At 61.2% G+C, this 20,637-nt stretch carries 23 protein-coding genes; 12 read left to right on the forward strand and 11 right to left on the reverse strand.

Features of this window, described 5'->3' with window-relative positions; genetic code table 11:
• Nucleotides 1–16: 16 nt before the first annotated feature.
• The 7 genes from GOX88_RS10535 to GOX88_RS10565 form a co-directional block, all read right to left on the reverse strand.
• Complete coding sequence (locus tag GOX88_RS10535) at nt 17–1,327, reverse strand: M16 family metallopeptidase (RefSeq protein WP_170401121.1); 1,311 nt, start codon at nt 1,325–1,327, stop codon at nt 17–19.
• On the reverse strand, nt 1,324–2,664 hold the full coding sequence (locus GOX88_RS10540; RefSeq protein ID WP_170401122.1) for a M16 family metallopeptidase: 1,341 nt from the start codon (nt 2,662–2,664) through the stop codon (nt 1,324–1,326). The genes GOX88_RS10535 and GOX88_RS10540 overlap by 4 nt, the downstream gene beginning before the upstream one ends.
• An 82-nt stretch (nt 2,665–2,746) precedes the next feature.
• Nucleotides 2,747–3,265, reverse strand: coding sequence for a DUF3035 domain-containing protein (locus GOX88_RS10545; protein WP_170401123.1), 519 nt, complete (start codon nt 3,263–3,265; stop codon nt 2,747–2,749).
• A 50-nt stretch (nt 3,266–3,315) separates the two neighbouring features.
• Nucleotides 3,316–3,786, reverse strand: a complete 471-nt coding sequence (gene lspA / locus GOX88_RS10550) for a signal peptidase II (RefSeq protein WP_170401124.1) — start codon at nt 3,784–3,786, stop codon at nt 3,316–3,318.
• The gene (gene purH / locus GOX88_RS10555) at nt 3,786–5,375 is read right to left on the reverse strand and encodes a bifunctional phosphoribosylaminoimidazolecarboxamide formyltransferase/IMP cyclohydrolase (protein WP_170401125.1); all 1,590 of its coding nucleotides are present in this window, start codon (nt 5,373–5,375) and stop codon (nt 3,786–3,788) included. The genes lspA and purH overlap by 1 nt, the downstream gene beginning before the upstream one ends.
• A gap of 22 nt (nt 5,376–5,397) precedes the next feature.
• Nucleotides 5,398–7,137, reverse strand: coding sequence for a heparinase II/III family protein (locus tag GOX88_RS10560; RefSeq protein WP_170401126.1), 1,740 nt, complete (start codon nt 7,135–7,137; stop codon nt 5,398–5,400).
• A 90-nt stretch (nt 7,138–7,227) separates the two neighbouring features.
• Nucleotides 7,228–8,484 carry an RsmB/NOP family class I SAM-dependent RNA methyltransferase gene (locus GOX88_RS10565; RefSeq protein ID WP_170401127.1) on the reverse strand — a complete coding sequence of 419 codons (1,257 nt, stop codon included), beginning with the start codon at nt 8,482–8,484 and terminating at the stop codon, nt 7,228–7,230.
• Nucleotides 8,485–8,573: 89 nt separating this feature from the next.
• Here GOX88_RS10565 and GOX88_RS10570 point away from each other — a divergent pair, with 89 nt between their 5' ends.
• Nucleotides 8,574–8,756 (forward strand): DUF1674 domain-containing protein, encoded by a 183-nt coding sequence (locus GOX88_RS10570; protein WP_170326393.1) that lies wholly within the window; start codon nt 8,574–8,576, stop codon nt 8,754–8,756.
• 4 nt (nt 8,757–8,760) lie between these two features.
• Here GOX88_RS10570 and GOX88_RS10575 read toward each other — a convergent pair whose 3' ends face one another.
• The gene (locus GOX88_RS10575) at nt 8,761–9,615 is read right to left on the reverse strand and encodes a LysR family transcriptional regulator (protein WP_170401128.1); all 855 of its coding nucleotides are present in this window, start codon (nt 9,613–9,615) and stop codon (nt 8,761–8,763) included.
• A gap of 97 nt (nt 9,616–9,712) precedes the next feature.
• On the opposite strand from GOX88_RS10575, the gene tmpA reads away from it, so the two are divergent.
• The 4 genes from tmpA (at nt 9,713) to GOX88_RS10595 (ending at nt 13,042) form a co-directional block, all read left to right on the forward strand.
• The gene (gene tmpA / locus GOX88_RS10580; protein ID WP_170401129.1) at nt 9,713–10,849 is read left to right on the forward strand and encodes a 2-trimethylaminoethylphosphonate dioxygenase; all 1,137 of its coding nucleotides are present in this window, start codon (nt 9,713–9,715) and stop codon (nt 10,847–10,849) included.
• Nucleotides 10,846–11,436, forward strand: coding sequence for a (R)-1-hydroxy-2-trimethylaminoethylphosphonate oxygenase (gene tmpB, locus GOX88_RS10585; protein ID WP_170401130.1), 591 nt, complete (start codon nt 10,846–10,848; stop codon nt 11,434–11,436). The genes tmpA and tmpB overlap by 4 nt, the downstream gene beginning before the upstream one ends.
• Nucleotides 11,433–12,101 carry an ureidoglycolate lyase gene (locus tag GOX88_RS10590; protein ID WP_170401131.1) on the forward strand — a complete coding sequence of 223 codons (669 nt, stop codon included), beginning with the start codon at nt 11,433–11,435 and terminating at the stop codon, nt 12,099–12,101. The genes tmpB and GOX88_RS10590 overlap by 4 nt, the downstream gene beginning before the upstream one ends.
• 83 nt (nt 12,102–12,184) lie before the next feature.
• The gene (locus tag GOX88_RS10595) at nt 12,185–13,042 is read left to right on the forward strand and encodes a hypothetical protein (protein ID WP_170401132.1); all 858 of its coding nucleotides are present in this window, start codon (nt 12,185–12,187) and stop codon (nt 13,040–13,042) included.
• Nucleotides 13,043–13,048: 6 nt separating this feature from the next.
• On the opposite strand, the gene dapB is transcribed toward GOX88_RS10595, so the two are convergent.
• Complete coding sequence (dapB, locus tag GOX88_RS10600; protein WP_170401133.1) at nt 13,049–13,858, reverse strand: 4-hydroxy-tetrahydrodipicolinate reductase; 810 nt, start codon at nt 13,856–13,858, stop codon at nt 13,049–13,051.
• Between the two features lie 104 nt (nt 13,859–13,962).
• On the opposite strand from dapB, the gene rbfA reads away from it, so the two are divergent.
• The 7 genes from rbfA to GOX88_RS10635 all read left to right on the forward strand — a co-directional run bounded on the left by rbfA (nt 13,963) and on the right by GOX88_RS10635 (nt 19,143).
• Nucleotides 13,963–14,358, forward strand: a complete 396-nt coding sequence (gene rbfA / locus GOX88_RS10605) for a 30S ribosome-binding factor RbfA (RefSeq protein ID WP_170401134.1) — start codon at nt 13,963–13,965, stop codon at nt 14,356–14,358.
• On the forward strand, nt 14,355–15,098 hold the full coding sequence (locus GOX88_RS10610) for a phosphodiester glycosidase family protein (protein WP_170401135.1): 744 nt from the start codon (nt 14,355–14,357) through the stop codon (nt 15,096–15,098). Before rbfA ends, GOX88_RS10610 begins: the two co-directional genes overlap by 4 nt.
• Before the next feature lie 54 nt (nt 15,099–15,152).
• The gene (gene truB / locus GOX88_RS10615; RefSeq protein WP_170401136.1) at nt 15,153–16,058 is read left to right on the forward strand and encodes a tRNA pseudouridine(55) synthase TruB; all 906 of its coding nucleotides are present in this window, start codon (nt 15,153–15,155) and stop codon (nt 16,056–16,058) included.
• 21 nt (nt 16,059–16,079) lie between these two features.
• Nucleotides 16,080–16,583 carry a DUF1643 domain-containing protein gene (locus GOX88_RS10620; RefSeq protein WP_170401137.1) on the forward strand — a complete coding sequence of 168 codons (504 nt, stop codon included), beginning with the start codon at nt 16,080–16,082 and terminating at the stop codon, nt 16,581–16,583.
• Nucleotides 16,584–16,677: 94 nt separating this feature from the next.
• Entirely contained in the window at nt 16,678–17,736 is a 1,059-nt protein-coding gene (locus GOX88_RS10625) for a calcium-binding protein (protein WP_170401138.1), read from the forward strand.
• 143 nt (nt 17,737–17,879) lie between these two features.
• Nucleotides 17,880–18,149: a 30S ribosomal protein S15 gene (gene rpsO, locus GOX88_RS10630; protein ID WP_170401139.1), complete on the forward strand. Its 270-nt coding sequence runs from the start codon at nt 17,880–17,882 to the stop codon at nt 18,147–18,149.
• 292 nt (nt 18,150–18,441) lie between these two features.
• The gene (locus GOX88_RS10635) at nt 18,442–19,143 is read left to right on the forward strand and encodes a hypothetical protein (protein ID WP_170401140.1); all 702 of its coding nucleotides are present in this window, start codon (nt 18,442–18,444) and stop codon (nt 19,141–19,143) included.
• 156 nt (nt 19,144–19,299) lie between these two features.
• Here GOX88_RS10635 and GOX88_RS10640 read toward each other — a convergent pair whose 3' ends face one another.
• Together GOX88_RS10640 and GOX88_RS10645 are read right to left on the reverse strand one after the other, a co-directional pair.
• Nucleotides 19,300–19,650, reverse strand: a complete 351-nt coding sequence (locus GOX88_RS10640) for a cupin domain-containing protein (protein ID WP_170401141.1) — start codon at nt 19,648–19,650, stop codon at nt 19,300–19,302.
• 223 nt (nt 19,651–19,873) lie between these two features.
• Complete coding sequence (locus GOX88_RS10645) at nt 19,874–20,488, reverse strand: LysE family translocator (protein ID WP_170401142.1); 615 nt, start codon at nt 20,486–20,488, stop codon at nt 19,874–19,876.
• Between the last annotated feature and the right edge of the window lie 149 nt (nt 20,489–20,637).

Genomic DNA, 20,637 nt, shown 5'->3' on the forward strand with positions numbered 1-20,637 from the left:
ACTCAGCCCCCTTTCATCAGTTGGTGGTTTCCAGACCTTCGGGTTTACCGACAACGGTGAAATGCAACCCCTCGGGGTCGAGCAGTTCACCGGCCACACGGTTCACATCTTCCAGCGTCACCGCGTTCACCTTGTCGTTGCGGGTGGTGATATAGTCGATGGGCAGATCATCCATCTGCATCCCGACCATGATCCCGGCGATCTGCCCGTTGCCATCAAACCGCAGCGGGTAGGCCCCGGTCAGATAGGTCTTGGCATCATCCAGTTCCTTCTGCGTCACGCCCTCGGACGCGGCCCGGGCCCATTCGTTGCGGATCACCTCGACCGCTTCGGCGATGCGGTCATTGCCCGAGGACACTGAGCCCAGATAGACCGAGGCCAGATCCTTGGGCACCAGATAGGTCGCCACACCATAGGTCAGGCCGCGCTTTTCGCGCACTTCCTGCATCAGGCGGCTTTCAAACCCACCACCGCCAAGAATGTGGTTCAGCACAAAGGCGGCAAAGAAATCGGGATCATGCCGGTCAATGCCCGCATGGCCAAACAGGGCCACCGATTGAGGCGTGTCGAATTCAACCACGCTGACCCCGCCGGGGATACCTACGTCAGCACGATCCGGAATGGGCTTGCCGGTCTCGGGCAGATCGGCCAGCAGCTTGTCCAGCAACGCGCCCAGTTCCTCGGGTGTGATATCGCCCACGGCACCGACATAGAGCCGATCCTTGGCAAAGACATTGTCATAGGCGGTCACAACATCGTCGCGGCTCAGCCCAGAGACGCTTTCGATCGTGCCCTTACCTTCGGTGCCATAAGGGTGGTCACCATAGGCCATCCGCGCGAAATTGCGGCTGGCTATGTCGTTGGGGTCGGTCTGATCGGACCGCAGCCCGGACATAATCTGCGCCTTCACCCGTTCCACCGCGTCCTCGTCAAAGCGCGGCTCGTGAATGGTGGTACGCAGCAAGTCGATCACCTCATCGCGGTTCTCGGTGAGGAATTGCGCTGAGATCGACATCGTGTCGTCAGACGCGTTGTAACTGAACGAGGCCGCCAGCGATTCCAGCTCGCGCGCATAAGTGCGGGCATCCATGTCGCCTGCGCCCTCTTCGATCAGGCCGCTCATCAGGTAGGTGGCGCCACGCTTGCCGGGCTCGTCCAGCGAGGTACCGCCGCGAAAGCGCAGCTCCAGCGCGGTGAAGGGGATCGAGTGATCCTCGACCAGCCAGGCGGTGATGCCGCCGGGCGAGGTCACCTCTTCGATCTCGATCTCGGCCCAGGCGGGCAGTGCGATGACGAAAGCGATCAGGGTTGCGAATATGCGTTTCATTGCGTCACCTCATCGTCGCGCATCAGCCATCCGGTGACCGACGCCTCGGGTTGCAGCACCTCGCGGGCGGCGGCGATGATCTCATCCCCCGTCACGGCCTGCAGGATATCGGGCCAGGCCTGCACATCCTCGACCGTCAACCCGCTGGTCAGGGCGCGGCCATAGCGGTTGCCGATCCCGTCCACATTATCGCGGGCATAAGTCTGGGCCGCGCGCAGTTGCATCTTGATGCGGTCGAGATCTTCTTCGTTCACACCTTCGGTGATGAAATCGGCCACCGCCTGATCCATCGCGTCCTCGGCCTCTTGCAAAGACACGCCCTGCGCCGGAACAACCAGCAGATCGAAGGTCGTGTCGTCCAGCGAAACGCCGCGGTAGAAGGCCCCGGCATAAACGACCATTTGCTGCTCGAACTGCAGCTTTTCGTTCAGGTACGACGTGGTGCTGCCACCCAGCAGCTCGGCCAGAAGGAACAGCGCTGCGGCTTTCTGCTGCTCACCCGGATCGCGTTCGGGCGCCAGATAGCTGCGCTGAACATAGGGCTGCGACACCCGCGCATCCTTGAAGGTCAGGCGACGTTCGGAAGTCTGCGGCGGCTCTTGCGAGCGCACCCGTTCGGGCAGGTCCGGGTTGGCCGGGATGACACCGTAATACTGCTCGGCCAGTGCTTTGACCGCATCGGGCTCCACATCGCCGGTCACCACCAGAATGGCGTTATTGGGCGCGTAATGGGTCTGGTAGAAGGACAGCGCGTCCTCCATGTCCAGCGTCTCCATCTCGTGCCGCCAGCCGATGATCGGCACGCCATAGCGATGGTTAAGATATTGTGACGCGCCCATCTGCTCGCCGAACAGGGCGCGGGGGCTGTTGTCGGTGCGCTGGTTGCGTTCCTCAAGGATCACATCGCGTTCGGTGACGATGTCCTCTTCGCTCAGGCGGATGTTGCGCATCCGGTCCGCCTCCATCCGCATCATCAGCTCCAGCCGGTCGGCGGCGACGCGTTGGTAATAGGCAGTGTAGTCATAGGACGTAAACGCATTGTCATTGCCGCCATTGGCCGCAACGGTGGCCGAGAACTCACCCGGGGCCAGCGTATCGGTGCCCTTGAACAGAAGGTGTTCCAGAAAATGCGCCACACCGGACGATCCGACCGGCTCATCCGCTGACCCGGCCCGATACCAGACCATATGCTGCACGACCGGCGCGCGGTGATCTTCTACCACAACGACATCCATGCCGTTATCCAGCGTGAAGGTTGTGACCGCCTCGTGCCCTTCTTTGGCAATCAAGGGGGTGGCGGCGACAAGGGCGGCAGACAAGGCCAGAGCCCGAACCATGGGGCGTCCTCCGTTTCGTTCAATGGTGTTCAAACTACGGTGGTGCAGCGCAGGTTCAAGGCCGATGACGGAAAGTTAAGATTTATTCATCCGCCGGAGGCGCCGATGGCGTCTCAATCCCTGCGCGGCGCGCCGCTTCGTTTTGCGCATCGGCATCAAGCGCCTGACGGTCGTATACCTGCGAATAGCGGTCCACCTTGAACAGGCGCAGACGGGTCAGGCGGCCCTGCTTTCTGCGGAATTCGGCGTCTTCGGCTTCAACCACCTGCCGCGTGTTGGACGGCACGCCATAGCGGCTGGATGCAGTCACAAGCGCCGCGTCGGAGGACGGGATGGCGGCATTCGGATTCAACGCCGCCTCACTGCCGCCCAGTGCCACAATTGCATCCGCCTTCGGATTCGGGTCGGTCAGGTTTGTCCCGCCCGGCGTGGGGGCAGGCAGAAACTTGTAGTCTTTGGGCTGCGTCAGCGGTTCCACTGGCATGACCGAGAATTCATCTGGCCCCTGTCCCGGCGCCTCAAGGTGGCGCAGACCGACATCGGAACATCCCGCAACCGCAAAGGCCAATGTCACAACAAGTATGGAACGCGGCAACCGCATCAGAGTCTCCAGCCAGTTTCAGGCGCTTGTATCGCATATCACCCGGCGCGTCACGAGGGCTTTTTGCCCTCGAACAGCACAAGCCCGATGGCGCCTGCAAAGATGAACACATCGGCCAGATTGAACACAAACGGGTTGTTGATGCCACAGCAGGACATGTTCAGGAAATCCAGAACATAGCCATAGATCACCCGGTCCAGCACATTTGCCAGCGCCCCGCCGATCAGCAACCCGCCGCAGAACAGCATCAGCTTGGACGGGGTCGTGCGGATCAGCCAGATCAGCACGCCGATCGAGATGGCCAGCGAGATACCGATCAGCACCCAGCGGGCGGCGTCGGTATCACCCTGAAACAAACCAAAGTTGATGCCCCGATTCTCACCGTATTTGAACACCAGCAAGGGCGGCAGTACGTCGATAGTGCCCTCGGCCACGCGCATCACGTGAACGACCAGATACTTGCTGACCTGGTCGATCAGAAACGCGGCCAGCGCAGCCCAGAGCAGAAGGCGATAGCGCATCAGTGACGGAAATGGCGCATGCCGGTGAAGACCATGGCCAGACCGGCGTCATCCGCAGCTGCAATCACTTCGTCGTCGCGCATCGAGCCGCCGGGTTGGATGACGCAGGTGGCCCCCGCCTCGGCGGCCTCCATCAGACCGTCGGGGAAGGGGAAGAACGCGTCAGACGCCACGGCCGAGCCGATGGTCAGCGGTTGGGCAAGGCCCAGCGTTTCAGCCATGCGTTCGGCTTTTTTGGCAGCAATAAGCGCCGAGTCCACGCGGCTCATCTGGCCCGCACCTACACCCACGGTGGCGCCGTCCTTGACGTAAACGATGGCGTTGGACTTGACGTGTTTCGCCACTTTCCACGCAAACAGCAGGTCGCGCATCTGCTCCTCGGTCGGGGCCTTCTTGGTGACAACTTTCAGGTCATCCATACCGACAAAGCCGTTATCCTTGTCCTGTACCAGCAGGCCACCGGCCACCTGACGCACGGTTTTGCCGCCTGCGGTCACGTCCGGCAGGCCTTCGGTGGTCAGCAGGCGCAGGTTTTTCTTGGCGGCAAAGATCGCCTTGGCCTCGTCCGATGCGCCGGGGGCGATCACGACCTCGGTAAAGATCCCGGTGATTTCCTGCGCGGTTTCAGCGTCCAGCGGCTGGTTCAGCGCGACGATGCCACCAAAGGCCGAGGTACGATCGCAGTCAAAGGCCGCTTTGTAGGCCTCCAACAGAGTCGCGCCTTTGGCTACGCCACAGGGATTGGCGTGTTTGATGATGGCACAGGCGGCGCCTTGTGCCGGGTCGAACTCTGCCACCAGCTCAAACGCCGCATCGGTGTCGTTGATGTTGTTGTAGCTCAGCTCCTTGCCCTGATGCTGTACGGCGGTCGCAACGCCGGGGCGGTTGGTGCCATCGGTGTAGAAGGCAGCCGACTGGTGGCTGTTCTCACCATAGCGCAGGGTCTGTTTCAGCTCACCGGCAAAGGCGCGGCGTTTCGGGGCCTCAAGCTCCAGCGCGTCGGCCAGCCAATTGGACACGGCGGTGTCATAGGCGGCGGTACGGGCATAGGCCTTTTGCGCCAGTTTGCGGCGGAATTTCGGGCAGGTCGCGCCATTATGCTGGTCCATGTCACCCAACAGTTTCTGATAATCCTCGACGTCTACGACGACGTTGACGAAAGCATGATTCTTGGCCGCGGCGCGGATCATCGCCGGGCCGCCGATGTCGATGTTTTCGACACATTCATCGTAATCGGCGCCCTTGGCCACGGTGGCCTCGAACGGGTAGAGGTTCACCACCAGCAGGTCGATCGCACCAATGCCGTGCTCGGTCATAGCCGCAACGTGGGTGTCGTTGTCGCGCAGCGCCAGCAGGCCGCCATGCACCATCGGGTGCAGGGTTTTCACGCGGCCATCCATCATCTCGGGGAAGCCGGTCACCTCGCTCACATCCTTTACCGAAAGTCCGGCATCGCGCAGCGCCTTTGCGGTGCCGCCGGTCGACAGCAGTTCGACCCCGCGCTCGGACAGCGCCTGTCCCAGTTCGATCAGTCCGGTCTTATCGGATACGGAAAGCAACGCGCGGCGCACGGGGTGAAGGTCGGTCATGGGTCCAAAGGTCCTTTTGGCGTCAGTCAAACTCGGGCTCGTCCCGGTGCAGGTCGCGCACGGCATAGGCTGTATCCTGTGCCTTGCTCAACGTCCACTGGATGCGGGTCGCATACTCCATTGCGCGCCCGGATAGAACGATCTGTTTTGTCGCGCGGGGCTTTAATCGGCCTTTTTCAAGATAAACGCTTGGTTCGACGGCCAATTTTGCAACACCGTCATGGCGGAAAACCCAGATCTCACCGCTTTTGAGCGCCATCGACACCGCCGCGCCGCCCAAATCGATGGCCGCATCCACATCCGGATGCAGGTGAAACCGGACGTCATAGCGAACGCCCTTGAGGCCCGAAGCATCCATCGCCTTGTCGAACTGCCGCTTGGCCTTGTCGGTGGCAGTCAGCAGAATATCCTCACCCGTCAGCTCGCGCCCGTCAAAGCGCAGCTCGAACGTGCGGGCATGGGTCAGGCCAAAAGTCCTGGTGTAGCCGTCATGCCCGACCATAAAGCGCGTGCCCTCAAAAGCCTCTTCGAAGTCGACCGGCACTTCCTGCGGCGCATCGACCAGCGCTTCGTTTTCGCCGCCATTCCCCGCCGGGGCCAGCCGGGCACTGGAATAGCCATCCAGGCACAGGGTCGAATGCGATGGCGTCGCGCGCCCGGCCCGCCGCCATTCCGACCCGAAACTCTCGCCCGAGCCGCAATTCACGATCAAGGGTCGCCGCCCCGAAGTCAGCTCGAACGCAAGGGTCGAGGCATGGGCATTGAGGGACGCGGCCCCCTTGGGTGGCACGCTTGCATCCACGATCACGCTGGTCCGCGCGGCATAGAGCCGGGAAAACCCCATCGCCAAACCATTCGCGTGCTGTGGCCGTACGCCGCTTTGGGCCAGCGCCTGATCCAGCCGCCCTTCGACCCCGCGCCCGCCACCGTGAAACCGGGCCAGCGCACCATCGGAATGGCGCAGGCTGCGCAGCGTTGGCGCCATCCGCTTGATTGCCTCGGCCTGCGCCGCCGGTGTTCCCCGCCCCAGATCGCCCAGCGCGGCCGAGGTCCAGGACAGCAGGGTGAACACATCCAGCAACTCTTCGGGGTTGCGGGTGGGAATGCCGCCCTGCGCGTCGATCTGTTTTTCACATTCTTTCGCCAGCGCACGCAGGGCCGGATCGGCCATCTGCTCCAACCCTTTCAGCGCAAGCCCCGCCTGAACCAGCCCGGCCAGCGCCTCGAACCGGGGCAACCCCGGTGTGGCCGCGTGCCAGCGTTTGGACAGGAACCATGTCTGCTGCGCCAGCGCGCGGAAGAAGGCTTTGGCCTGCGTCTCATCCATCCCGCGCAGCAGGAACGCCGCGTGATTGATCCACCGCATCACCCGCCGTCCGGTCAGGTCGGGTGCCCATCCCGGCCCCTGCCCGCGACCGTGCGCATCAATCCAGCCCCAGACCCAGCGCTGCGCCTTTTCGCGGGCGCGCATGTCGCCGACCGCAGCCAGATCGTCCAGCCAGGCAAACCCATGGCGTTCGTTGTCAAACCCGGTGCTTGGCGCGGTGACATCCCAAAGGTTGGTGTCCTGCGCCTCAACCAGATACCCGGCAAACAACAGATTGCCCGCCACCAGCTGCCGCCCGCGCGCGAAGGACCCGACAGTGCGCGGCTCAGGCTCGGTCACAAACCCGCTGACCGCCTTGCGCCGCTGGCTGAGCCGCGCATAGAGACGGTTCCGGAACCGCGCCCATCGGTTGGTCATGGTATCTGAATTCGACATGACGCTCGTTACTCTGCCCCTTGCGCTCTGCTGGCGCTTGAGACCCAACGATAGACCGCACAGATCGTCAAGTCACCGAAAAGCGTCGTGTCAGGCGGATTTGTTCAGGCAGGCCACGTAGAACCCGTCCATCCCGCCGCGATCCGCCCAATAATCGGGCCGCAGACGCAGGCCACCTTCCTCGGTGATCCATTCGGGTTCAACCCCGGTAATGTTCAGCGCATCGCGGTTCACGGCCATGTCGGGGTATTGGTCCAGCGCCTCTTCGACCTGTACTTCGCCCTCATCGGGCAGCAGGGAACAAGTGCAATAAACCAGCCGCCCGCCGGGTTTCAGCAGGGTCCAGGCATGGGCCAGCATTTGCGCTTGCAGCTCGATCAGCCCGCCGAATTCCGAGCCGTCCTTAGCAAAGGGCAAATCCGGGTGACGGCGAATGGTGCCCGTCGCGGAACAAGGCGCGTCCAGCAGGATGGCGTCGTACTGGCCCTGATGCTCCAGTGCATCGCCCGCAATAACCTTGGCCTTCAGACCGGTGCGTTTGAGGTTCTCGCGCACCCGCTCCAGCCGCGTTTTCGAAATATCCAGTGCGGTGACCTTGGCTCCGGCTGCGGCCAGTTGCAACGTCTTCCCTCCCGGCGCGGCGCAAAGGTCCAGCACGGCTTCCCCGGCTTTGGGTGCCAATACCTGAACCGGCAAAGCCGCCGCCGCGTCCTGCACCCACCAGTCGCCGGCGGTGAACCCCGGCAGGGTCGAGACCTGACCTGCATCCTGCACCCGCAGCGACCCGGTCGGCAGCGCGTCTCCGGGGCCGCTCGCGCCCGGCTTTACGGTAATATCCAGCGGTGCACCGGTGAAATGGGCCTGCTCCATGCCCGTGACGGCCTCGGCGCCCCAAGCCATGATCAAAGGCTCACGCAACCATTCGGGCAGGCGCGGTACCCGCATCTTGGGCCACGCATCGGGCCCTTCGGCGGCCACTTTGCGCAGAACCGCATTCACCAGCCCCTTAAGGCGGCCATGCTTACGCGACCGGCCCACGATCTCGACCATGGAATTGACCACGCCATGCGCCGCCTCTCCGTGGCACAGTTCGACCGCGCCAAGGCGCAGGGCATTGCGCACGGTCAGAGCGGGCGTCCGGTTCAGGTGGTTGTCCAACAGACGGTCGGCACGTTCGAGCCCGCGCAGGGTTTCCAGCGTCAGCCGCTGCGCCCGCGCGCGGTCCTCGGGGTCCAGCCGATCCAGCGCACCTGCGGCCAGACATTCGGACAGCAACCGGCCTTCTCCCAGAATCTGATCCAGCAGATAGATCGCGCTGCGTCGCGCCGCTGTTGCGTTGTCGGACATGGAACCGCCTTTGATGTGACCCTCGCCCGCATTGCCAAATGCGGACGGGGGCGTATATCAAGACCCTGCACGGAAAGGAACCCGATGTCATGAGCGACGACCGCAAAGACCTGCCCCCTGCGGCCCAGCGCGCTTTGGCCGAGGCCGAAGAGCGCCGCAAAAAGGCCGAGGCTGAGGCAAAAGAGATGCCAAAGGAACTGGGTGGACGCGACGGTCCCGACCCGGCCCGTTATGGCGACTGGGAGAAGAAAGGCATCGCGATCGACTTCTGATCGCTCACTCCCGCAGCGCCTGCAGAAAATCGTCAATCAACGCGCGCTGCTTCTTCGACCGCACCCGATCTTCGGGCCAGGTCAGCCAATACCCTTCGCGCGTGTCCAGTTTTGGCAGGTCCAGCCTGCACAATTGCCCGCTGCGCAAGTGCCCTGATGCCAACGGCACTGAGCCCAGAACCACCCCCATACCTTGCCGGGCCGCCGCAATCGCGTGGCCCATTGAATCAAAGCTGACACGTGCGGGTGGCAATTCGCCGGCCCCTGTTGCCGAGGCCCAGTCGCGCCATCCCGGACGTTCGCCACGCTGATCAACCAGAGGCGCCCCCCACGCAACGCCGGGCGCAGCCATCGGCACCAGAACCTCCTGCGCGATCAAAGCCGCCTCTCGCCCCGGCCAGGCGCCTCGGCCATAGCGGATTTGCAGCCAGGTCTTTTCCTCATCCAGCGAAGACCGGCGTGCGACAGAATCCGTCAGAACCTGCACCTTGGGCCGCATCCTGAGAAATTCAGGAAGGTTCGGGAGGACCAGCGCGTAGATATGGGACGACAGGCCCGCGACGCGCAGCTCACGGGGGGACTTCCCAAACAGATCTTCGGTGTTGCGCTCCAACGCCTGCAAACTGTCCTGAACAAGTGGCAGATAGCTTTCGCCCTCAACCGTCAGCGACACTCCCCGCGCCTCGCGCACGAACAGCGTCCGGCCCAGCCAGGTTTCAAGATTTGCGATCCGCTGGCTGACGGCGGCCTGTGTCAGCCCGAACTCTTTGGCGGCGGCGGAAAATCCACCCAACCGACCGGCTGCTTCGAACACGCGCAGCCAATCCAAAGGCGGCAATCCGATCTTTTTCTTAGCCATAAGATTTTCCAAGCCTCAGCAGAAAGAAGGATTAATTGTCGTAATGCCACGGGGCGCGTATTTCCTCAAGCAAAGCCGCGCCGAACAGGAGACCCCCATGCTGCGCACCGCCACCCATGATGCCTCGATCGTGACCGTTGAATTTGACACCGGCACCCAGGCCCGCTTCCACGCCATCTGGCTGCGCGACAACGCGCTGGACCCCGAGACCCGCGCGCCGGGCAACGGCCAACGTCTGATCACCATTGGCGACATTCCCGCCGCTACCGCGATCAGCGCTGCAGAGATTCTGGACGGCGATCTGACCGTCACTTTCCAGCCGGAAGACAAGACCGTGATCTTCCCTGCCTCTTGGCTGGCCGATCACATCTATGATCGCGACCCGGCGCAAGAAACCGGTCGTATCGCCCCTGGCATCACCACATGGGAACGCGGGATCGATGCGCCCAGCGCGGATTGGGACGCGGTGCACGCCAACCCCGCCGCCAAGCGCGATTGGCTGGCTGCCGTGGCCGAGTTCGGCTTTGCCAAGCTGACCAACGGCCCGACCGAGCCGGAATCGCTGCTGAAAGTGGCCGACCTGTTCGGCTATGTCCGCGAGACAAACTATGGCCCCTATTTCGAGGTCCGGACCGAGGTGAATCCGACCAACCTCGCCTTTACCGGGCTGGGTTTGCAGGCTCATACCGACAACCCTTATCGCGACCCGGTGCCGACGCTGCAGATCCTGTATTGCCTGGAGAACAGCGCCGAGGGCGGCGACTCGATCGTGGTCGACGGTTTCCGCGCCGCCGAGAAACTGCGCGACCAGAACCCCGAGGGATTTGCCCTGCTGGCGGGCTATCCGGCGCGGTTCGAATACAAGGGCTCGGACGGCGTCTGCCTGCGCTCGCGTCGTCCGATGATCGAGCTGTCGCCGGATGGCGAGCTGATCGGTATCCGGTTCAACAACCGCTCATCGGCTCCGTTCGTGGACATCCCGTTCGACCAGATGGAGGCCTACTACGCCGCTTACCGTCAACTGGGCGAGATCATCGACGACCCGGCGATGGGCGTGTCGTTCAAGCTGGAACCGGGTGAAAGCTTCATCGTCGACAACACCCGCATTCTGCACGCGCGGCTGGGCTATTCCGGCGCAGGCTCACGCTGGTTGCAGGGCTGCTACGCCGACAAGGACGGGCTTCTGTCGACACTGGCGGCAATGGACATGGCACAACCGGAGGCAGCGGAATGAAACCGGATTTTTCGACCCTGAACCGGGACAATATCGTGGCTTTCATCGGTGACATCTTCTCCCGCCGCGGTGGAGAGGAATATCTGGGCGAACCCGTCACCATGGCTGAACACATGCTGCAAGGCGCCACCATCGCCGAACAGAACGGGATGCCCGAGGAAATCATCGTTGGCGCGCTGCTGCACGACATCGGCCATTTCACGTCCGAGTTCGGCACTTATCACCCCGACGACACCGAAGACCGCCACCACGAGGACGCGGGCGCAGAGGTGCTGGAGCAGTTCTTCCCCTCGGTCATCACCGATTGCTGCCGTTACCACGTGGCGGCCAAACGGTATCTCTGCGCCACCAAGCCCGAGTATTTCAACCGCCTGTCCGACGCCTCGGTCCACACGCTGGAACTGCAGGGTGGCCCGATGAGCGCCGAGGAGGTGGCCGCGTTCGAGGGCAACCCGAACCTGAAAGAGATCATTCAGGTCCGCTATCTGGACGAGGCAGGTAAGCGCGCCGATATGGAGACACCCGACTTTGCCCATTTCGCACCGATGGTGCAGCGTATGGTCGACAAACACATGGGGGCCTCATGAACGCGCCGGAATATATCTTTGAAGCCAGCACCAAACCCTCGCTGCCGTGGCACGAGGTTCCCCTGATCCGCGCCACCGACGAGTCGGTCAAGGGCTATGGCTGTCTGGTCGATGATCCCGAGGGGTTCGAGCTCGAGATTACCCGCTGGCCGCAGCAAGGCTGGCGCCCCATCGACGAGGGCACCGGTGACGAAGGCGGCTGGGTCGAGGGCACGTTCCACGGCGAATGGAAAGGCGATGTGCTTTATGGCCGGAACGAAGCGGTGAACGGCCACTATGTTCTGGGCTGGTCCACCGATCCGCAGCAGGCGCAGGTGGAAAGCCAAACCGCGCCGCGCGATCAGGTGTTGCTGTGGCACATGAACTACCACCCCGATGGCGGACAGATGTTCTGGCCGCTGGACAACAAACCCTTCATCATCCCCGCTGCCCTGCCCGGAGATAACCTGACGCCTGAAAAAGTGGTGGCATTCTGGTGTGATGGCTCGCGCGGGCTCTATATCCATCCCGGCATCTGGCACGAGGGGATTTTCCCGGTCGAAGACAACCAGCGTTTCCTTGACCGGCAGGGCGCGGTCCATGCGCGGGTCAGCGCCGATATCGGCAAGGAATTTGGCGTCTACCTCGCCTGTCCGCTGCGCGCAGACAAGATAAGGGACCTCTGACGCCGCTTTCAGAAACCCTTAACCTTTGCCGCCAACATCTGTGATACGCTCGAACCAGTCCAAATTGGCATGGGAGGCATCAGATGGGACTGAACAGACGTAGGGTGGTCCAGTTGGGAACTGCGGCAACGGTCGGCACGCTGCTTCCGCGCGTATCACTTGCGGCAGCCGACCAAAATGAGGCGTTCGAACAGAGCTTCAGCGATACGCTCATGCGCCTGAGAACACTATTCGCAGAGCTTGGGTTCACCGAGTCCGAGCCGCTCTCGATTGTATCGGGGGTCGCGGACTATAACGGTGGGCTGCGGCACGATTTCGACCAGTCCGCCCTGCCCTCCAATGCCTTCGTCATTCAACCCTTGGCGCGGGTAGCGGATGTGGACGAACAACACCGCCCGGACGTGCTGCCCCTGTTCCACGAGGTCGGCTGTCACCCCACGGACGCCGATGGTCAGGCCACGACCCGCCTGATGATGCGCCTATTGACCGAAGGATTCGGCCTCGACCCGGCGCGCATCGCCTTTGTCAGCGTGCCGCAATCCGAAGACATGCGCCCGGTGTTGGACGATATGGGCCTGCCTTTTGCCGAAAAAGTCCTGCTGCGAGACGAGGCCAAAGCCCTGGCGGCCCGCGATGCGTCCGGCTTTTTCTTCCCCGATCCGTTTGGCGAAGACTATATCGTGACCATGGGTGTCTATTACCGCGTCGGCGACACAGACGAACCCGCCCCCGACGCTTATCCGCCATCAGCCAACTGGACCGAGATCGGCGAGATCGTCATCGGCGGAGAGGCCGCGCCGCTGGGCATTTCCATCGGAGCCGAGCGTCTTACTTATGCGGTGACCGGCCAGTTCCCGACCTGGGATCAGCGGCTGGGCGCATTATTCGCACAAGTCGAACAGGACGGCGCCGAGCCACCCGGTCTGACCGCATTCAGGTGACGGAGCTTAAAGCCCCAACACATCCACCATGTCATAATGACCGGGCGCCTTGCCCTGACCCCACAGCGCCGCTTTCAGCGCGCCGCGGGCAAAGATAGCACGGTCGGTGGCCAGATGGCGCAGGACGATACGCTCGCCCGGTGCAGCGAACAGCACGTCGTGTTCGCCGACGATGTCTCCGCCACGAATGGCGTGGAAGCCGATATCGCCGCGTTTGCGGGCGCCGGTGATACCGTCACGACCCCGGTCGGACACGTCCGCCAGGTTGACCCCGCGCCCCTCGGCGGCGGCTTCACCCAGCATCAGCGCGGTACCCGAGGGCGCATCGACCTTGTGGTGGTGGTGGCCTTCGATCACTTCGATGTCGAAATCCTCATCCAGTGCAGCGGCGACCTTTTTGGTCAGTTGCACCAGAAGGTTGACACCAAGGCTCATGTTCCCGGCCCGTACGATCACTGCGTGGCGCGCCGCCGGTTCCAGCGCGGCAATCTGTTCGTCGCTCATGCCGGTGGTGCCGATCACGTGGACGCACCGCGCCTGTGCGGCCAGAGCGGCGAACTCCAACGTCGCCTCGGGCGCGGTGAAATCGATCACCGCCTGCGCCTGCGCAAACGCCTCCAGCGGGTCGTCGGTGACGGTGACGCCCAGCGCCTGACCGCCCATTGCCTCGCCCACGTCCTGACCGATCCAGTCATGACCCGCACGTTCGACCACGCCAACCAGACGGGCCTGATCGCTGTCCGTCACGGTCTTGATCAGCATCTGCCCCATACGGCCCGAAGCCCCTGTGATGACGATCCCCGGAATATGGGTCATTGCGCTGGTCCTTTTCGATATGATTAGCACGTGGTCGGCTCAAAGCCTCCTACCCCGTTCGCGCCCGCTTGGCAAAGCCCCGCTTTGCGCTTAGATCGGGTTGTATGGCAAAGAACAAATTCCACGATGGCCCCGGCCCGTCCCAACGACAGCTGCGCGTCGGCGAACTGATCCGCCGCACCCTGTCCGAGGTTCTGGCGCGCGGAGATGTCCACGACCCCGACCTGAACCGAATGTCGATCACCGTAGGTGAGGTGCGAACCTCGCCCGATCTGAAGATCGCCACCGCTTATGTACTGCCGCTGGGCGGCAAGGGCCAAGAGGACGTGATCGACCTGCTGGCCCGCAACAAGGGTGAGCTGCGGCGCGTGATCGGCAAGAAGCTGAACCTGAAATTCTCGCCCGATCTGCGGTTCCGGCTGGATGACACGTTTGACCGTCTGGACGACACCCGCCGCATGTTCGAACAGGACGCGGTGCGCCGCGATCTGGACGAGTGATCCGCGCACTGGCCACTTTGGGCGCGGCCCTTTGGGCGGCGCAAGCCTCTGCGGTCACCTGTGAAAAGCTGACCCATGAGGACAAGCGGTATACCATCTGCGAGGTGGATGCCGCGTCCGAAGACCTGCGCCTGTTCCTGAACGATGAAAACGGCGATCTTCTGGGGCATTTCTCCTCGGTGAACGAGGCGCTGGCCCCCGGCGGCAAACGGCTGGCTTTCGCAATGAACGCCGGCATGTATCACGACGACCGCTCACCCGTGGGCCACTATGTCGAAGAGGGTCAGGAGCAGATGCGGGTGATCCCGAATGCGGGCCCTGGCAATTTCGGTCTGCTGCCCAACGGCGTGTTCTGTATCCGGGAAGGTCGCGCCGATGTGTTCGAAACGCTCGGTTATGTTGATCAGGCACCTGCCTGCCGCTTTGCCACCCAATCCGGCCCGATGCTGGTGATCGACGGAGAGTTGCACCCGCGTTTCCTGCCTGATTCGACCTCGCGCTATGTGCGCAACGGGGTAGGCACCAGCGCCGACGGCACGCGCGCGGTGTTTGCGATCTCGGAGGATTACGTCACTTTCCACGAGTTCGGCAGCCTGTTTCGGGATGTGCTGGGCACGCCGAACGCGCTGTTTCTGGATGGCAATATCTCGCGGATGTATGAACGGGCGGGCAACCGGTCAGATGTGGGCTTCTCGCTGGGGCCAATTGTGGGTGTGGTTGAAGACGTCCCGACAAATTGACAGCGACAGGGTGATCCGCTAACTCGCGCGCCTCAGCAAGAATCTAGGTGAAGCATGGGACGCAAACGCAAGGGCCGCGACATTTCCGGTTGGCTGGTGGTGGACAAGCCTGCGGGCATGACCTCGACCGCCGTGGTCAACAAGGTGCGTTGGGCGATGGACGCCAAGAAAGCGGGCCATGCGGGCACGCTGGACCCCGAAGCAACCGGCGTTTTGGCCGTGGCTTTGGGTGAGGCGACCAAGACCGTTCCCTACATCACCGACGCTTTGAAGGCTTACACCTTCACCGTACGCCTGGGTCAGGCCACCAACACGGACGATGCCGAGGGCGAGGTGATCGCGGAAAACGATGCGCGCCCGTCGGATGACGACATCAAACAGGCGCTGTCCCCGTTTCTGGGCGACATCAAGCAGGTGCCACCCAAGTTTTCGGCGGTGAAGATCGACGGCCAGCGCGCCTATAACCTGGCCCGCGATGGCGAGGACGTAGAACTGTCCGCTCGCCCTTTGTGGGTTGAGGAGCTAATTCTGGTCGACCGCCCCGACAAAGACCACGTCGTGCTGGAAATGACTTGCGGCAAGGGCGGCTATGTCCGCTCGATCGCGCGCGATCTGGGTGAGGCACTGGGCTGCCACGGCCACGTCCGGGAACTCCGCCGTATCTGGTCTGGCCCGTTCGAGGTCGAGGACGGCCTGTCCATCGCGCAGATCGACGAGATGGCCAAGACCACCGCGCTGGATGAGTATCTGCATCCGCTGGAAACCGGCCTCGCCGACTTGCCCGAACTGAAATGCACCCCCGAAGGCGCCACCCGCCTGCGCAACGGCAACCCGGGCATGGTGCTGGCCTCGGACGTGGAATACGGCGACGAGGCCTGGGCCTCGCTGGATGGCAAGGCCGTGGCCGTGGGCATCTATAAATCAGGCGAATTGCATCCCAGCCGGGTGTTCGTCGCCTGAATGGCGTGCTAGGCGGGTGGCATGATCACCCGTTCGCATACCAAGGGCGATGCGCCCTCGACCGCCATTTATTCCAACTGCGAAAAGTATCGCTATAGCCTGACCCGCGTTTGGGACTCTGAAGGGCGAAAGGCGCTTTTCGTGATGCTGAACCCTTCGACCGCGACCGAGGTGCAGAACGACCCCACGGTGGAACGCTGCGAACGCCGTGCCCGGGCGCTGGGGTTCGGGGCGTTTCAGGTCACCAACATCTTTGCCTGGCGCGACACCGACCCGCGCAAGATGCGTGCCGCGGCCGATCCGGTAGGCCCCGAGAATGACGCAGCGATTCTGGATGGTGTTGAATGGGCCGATCAGGTCATCGCCGCCTGGGGCACCCATGGCGCGCATCTGGACCGCGGCCCGGCGGTAGAAACCCTGCTGCGTGGCACCGGCCAGCCGCTGTTTCATCTGGGGCTGACCAAGGACGGGCACCCGAAACATCCTCTCTATATCGCCTATACGCAGCAGCCCGAAGCGTGGTGACGAAAGGTTAACCACAAGATCAGTCCGGCTTTGACCAAGTGGCTGATCCCATGAGACATTTACCCTCGGACCAGTGCGTTCACGGAGGGTTCCCATGTTTATGATCGGTTTGCTTGGACTGGCCGCCGTCGGTGGCGCCGCCTACGCCATGAGCGACGTGTTCGAGCCCGATGACGCACCCGAAGACGACGACATTTCCGAAGACCAGATCGATGAGGTGACCAAGGGCAATTTCCTCGAGATTGATGACAGCGTCGAAGACCCCTCGACCCCTGATATGATCGGTGAAGTGGACGAAACCGCCAAGCCCGAGGACCCCGACCCGTCGACCGGGACCATCATCTCGGAATTTCAAGGCGATCTGGTCATTGCCGGGACCGAGGAAACAGATGTCTTGACCGGGCAGGACGGCGTCGACCAGATCAACGGTTTCGGCGCGGATGACGTGATCTTTGGCGGCGCGGGCAATGACGTACTGCACGGGGGCGAAGGCGCGGATACCGTCTCGGGCGGTGACGATGACGACATTCTTCACGGTGAGGGCGGCGATGACCTGCTGAACGGGGATGCAGGGGACGATCAACTTTACGGCCATTTCGGCGCGGACCAGCTGGATGGCGGTCAGGGCGACGATACGCTGCATGGCGGCCAGGACGATGATACGCTGGACGGTGGCGAAGGCGATGACGCGCTGCATGGCGGCTATGGCGACGACACGCTGTACGGCGGCGCGGGTGAGGATGTTCTGTTCGGCGGGGACGGTGATGACATCCTGACCGGCGAGGATGGGGAGGGCGAACAGGCCCCCGACTTTCTGAATGGCGGCGCCGGAGAGGACACGATCCTGGCCGACAGCGGGGATATCGTCACCGGCGGAGAGGATGCCGATGACATCATACTCGACCCCGAACCCGAGGATGAAGCCGTGACGGTGATGGATTTCCAGCCTGGTCAGGACAAGCTGTTCGTGTCCTGGGACGGTGCCGAAGACCCCGATATCCGGATCGAGACCGACGCCGAGAACGAAAACCTGACCCATGTGCTGGTCGACGAACAGGACGTGGCGCAGCTGCTGGGGGCCGAGGGCTTGACCGCCGACGACATTCAGCTGATCTCTGAGGCCGAGCTGGCGCAGCTGACCGCGCTGGGCTGACCCGACAGAATCCCTTTGCCATTTACCCAAAATGCGCATATACGCGCGCATCCGCATCGGAATCGGTGCGGTTCTCTCCATGGGCCTGCGCTGGACGACATCCCGGCCTGCGCCATCAACTCTAACCTTTAAAGGAGACCCCGATGTCGATCACTGCCGCTGAAAAAACACGCGTCATGAAAGAATTCGGCACCAAAGAGGGCGACACCGGTTCGCCTGAAGTACAGGTTGCCATCCTGACCTCGCGCATCAACACCCTGACCGAGCACTTCAAGACCCACAAGAAAGACAACCACGGTCGTCGCGGTCTGCTGAAAATGGTCGCCCAGCGCCGTAAGCTGCTGGACTACCTGAAAGGCAAGGAAGAAGCGCGCTATCAGGACCTGATCAAAAAGCTGGGCATCCGCCGCTAAGTTCGGATCGCACTGCTTGCAGATTTCAGACGCCCGCCAATTTGGCGGGCGTTTTTCTTCTGGATGGCCACAGAGCCGCCGTTCGCTGCTAGAGCAGCACTAGGCCTCAGCAATGACGACAATGCACAGGAAGCGGACTTTAGACTAAATACGCGGTGTTTTGGAACCCTGGACAGCGGCTATGCGGACAAAGCCGAACTCGGCAAGCACGTACTCAACAGCGGAGCTGAGGTTGATGTTTACTCCAAGACGCGGCACAAAGTTGAGGTGACTTGGAATTGGAAGCATTAAGGTGAATCAAACCCTTACGAGAACATTCCTGTTAGTAGCGAGTGTAGGCCAAGCAAACTTATTGACCACTCCCGCTATTGCCAACGACGGGTTAGCCTTTAGTGTTCCTGATGAGTACCGGGGGTGTGTCGAAACGCCTTACCTGTTTGGGGAAAACACATTCGATGAAGACGGTAAAATTATCGCATTCCCTTATTATGCTGCGCTAGAAAAGAGCCCAGAAGTAGTTTTAGTTCCATCTACAAACAACGAAAACTCTCACCAAAAGCGAATACGTTTGAGTTGTTCTGGGTTCGAGGAGATCCGCAGTAATATCGACGTAGTCTTTGAATATGATGAGACTTTTTCATTTAGGGTCGGTTACTACGCGTGGGTCGAGCTCTTGTTGTTGTATAGTGAAGCAGAGGCCAAAAACCGGAGGTTTGGCCGCAGTTTCTATTACGTTGCAGCGGCATCAGAAACGATTAGAGACGGAGCTGACGCGTGTGCAAATTTCCAATCTCCCAATCCGTCATGGGACATGTTCTGCACACAAATAGACCTGCTTCATCAAGTGGAGATGATTCAGACGTTTCATGATCAGCTTATTGCCACAGACTATGACGACAATGAAGTTAATCCAGATGCGGTAGTAGAGTTTGACAAGATTGTTGCTTCTTCACTTGCTAGCGCGAAAGCAATCGCAGTTGGGTTACCGAATTAGAGCAGGCCTGTCTAAAACAAACAGGCGCAATCCATACGCCCTGTGATGGTCTATTTGGGCTCAAACCAGACATCTGACGCTTTCTGTCGGGCTTGCGGTCTGTCCCAACGTGGCTAACGGCGGCTGTGCGGACGGAGCTGCCGTTGGTTATATGGATTACTCGGCGATCATAAAAAATTTGTGCAACGTATCCGTGATCTCCCAGATACATTTTGTTCCCTTGGAGATAAAAAATGTATCCCCACCAGAAAATGTGTGCGGTGTACCTTCATCATCGGTGATCGTTACAGAACCAGAAATAACCGTCATCATCTCGTTCACCGGATAGGCATCAATTTCTTCCCGGCACGGGGCGCATTTCCAAACCCCTGACGAAATTCCCGAGTTTTCATCAAGATGGTCGTAGTGGATAAGTTCCGTCGCGTCGCTTGTTGTAAACGCCTCTGTCGGAACAAGATCAGAAGGTTCAAGCTGATCTCCCGCAGGATTTAATCTATGAATACCCATGGATCTTATCCCCCGCATTTCTTCTGATGTTGAATCCAATAAATCGCCAGTAGTGTAACCGCCGCGTAAATTCGGTCAATTCGAGCGCTGCACCTAGCCAAAAACAGTGTCCGGTACGGGCTCATCCTGCCTGTCTATGCTTGCCGCAGAGAACGACCGTCAAGAACCCAAACTGTTCATTCGTCAGAAAGCAGCGAACGATTGGATTCGAGAATTTTATGGGCTACCGATCAACCCTTGTTAAAGCAAGGCCGACACCTGATCCAAAGAACAGAACGCCTGTCAGTTTGTGGCGAAGCCGCCCTAGCCTGGCCAATAGCGGGCGCGCAGTCTGGGCAGAAGCCGCCCATATGAGATCACCGAAAAATATCACGGCAAGGTAGATCGCCGCTGTAACCAGCAGCGCACCCGAACCTGATCCGGGCGCGACGAACTGCGGAAGAAAGGCAGCGTTGAATATCAACGTCTTCGGATTGATGGTTGCCAGAAAAAGACCCTGCCAAAAAAGGGTTTTGAGCGGTTTCCTACTCGCTTTACGCTCTTCAAGGTCTGCGACGCCCTGCCGCCAAGCAATGATGCCTAGGTAGAGCAGGTAAGCTACGCCGACCCATTTCAGCCAAAGAAAGGCAGACGCCGCAAATTCCAAAAGTGCTGCCAGCCCAAGAACTACGACCGCGAGTTGCAATGCTACACCGATAGTCGTGCCCAACACCGTCACAGCGCCGAAGCGGAACCCGAAAGCTAGCGTGTTTGCGACGATAAGAGCGACATTGGGGCCAGGTATGGCGACGAGAAAGGCGGTTGCGCTCACAAGCGCGAATGCAAGGCTTAGATCCATGAGAAACTCCTGTAAGGACTGTCATAAGCTGACATTGGCGGTTTGTCAGTAAAGTCCGCGCCACCGCCATCTGCACACCACACAGAGAATGTCCGATTTACGTGGTTCGCGACCTGCTGCATGAGCGAAAGACCGAAGTGTGATCAAGG

This window comes from Ruegeria arenilitoris, from assembly GCF_013030985.1.
GTDB classification, from domain to species: domain Bacteria; phylum Pseudomonadota; class Alphaproteobacteria; order Rhodobacterales; family Rhodobacteraceae; genus Ruegeria; species Ruegeria arenilitoris_B.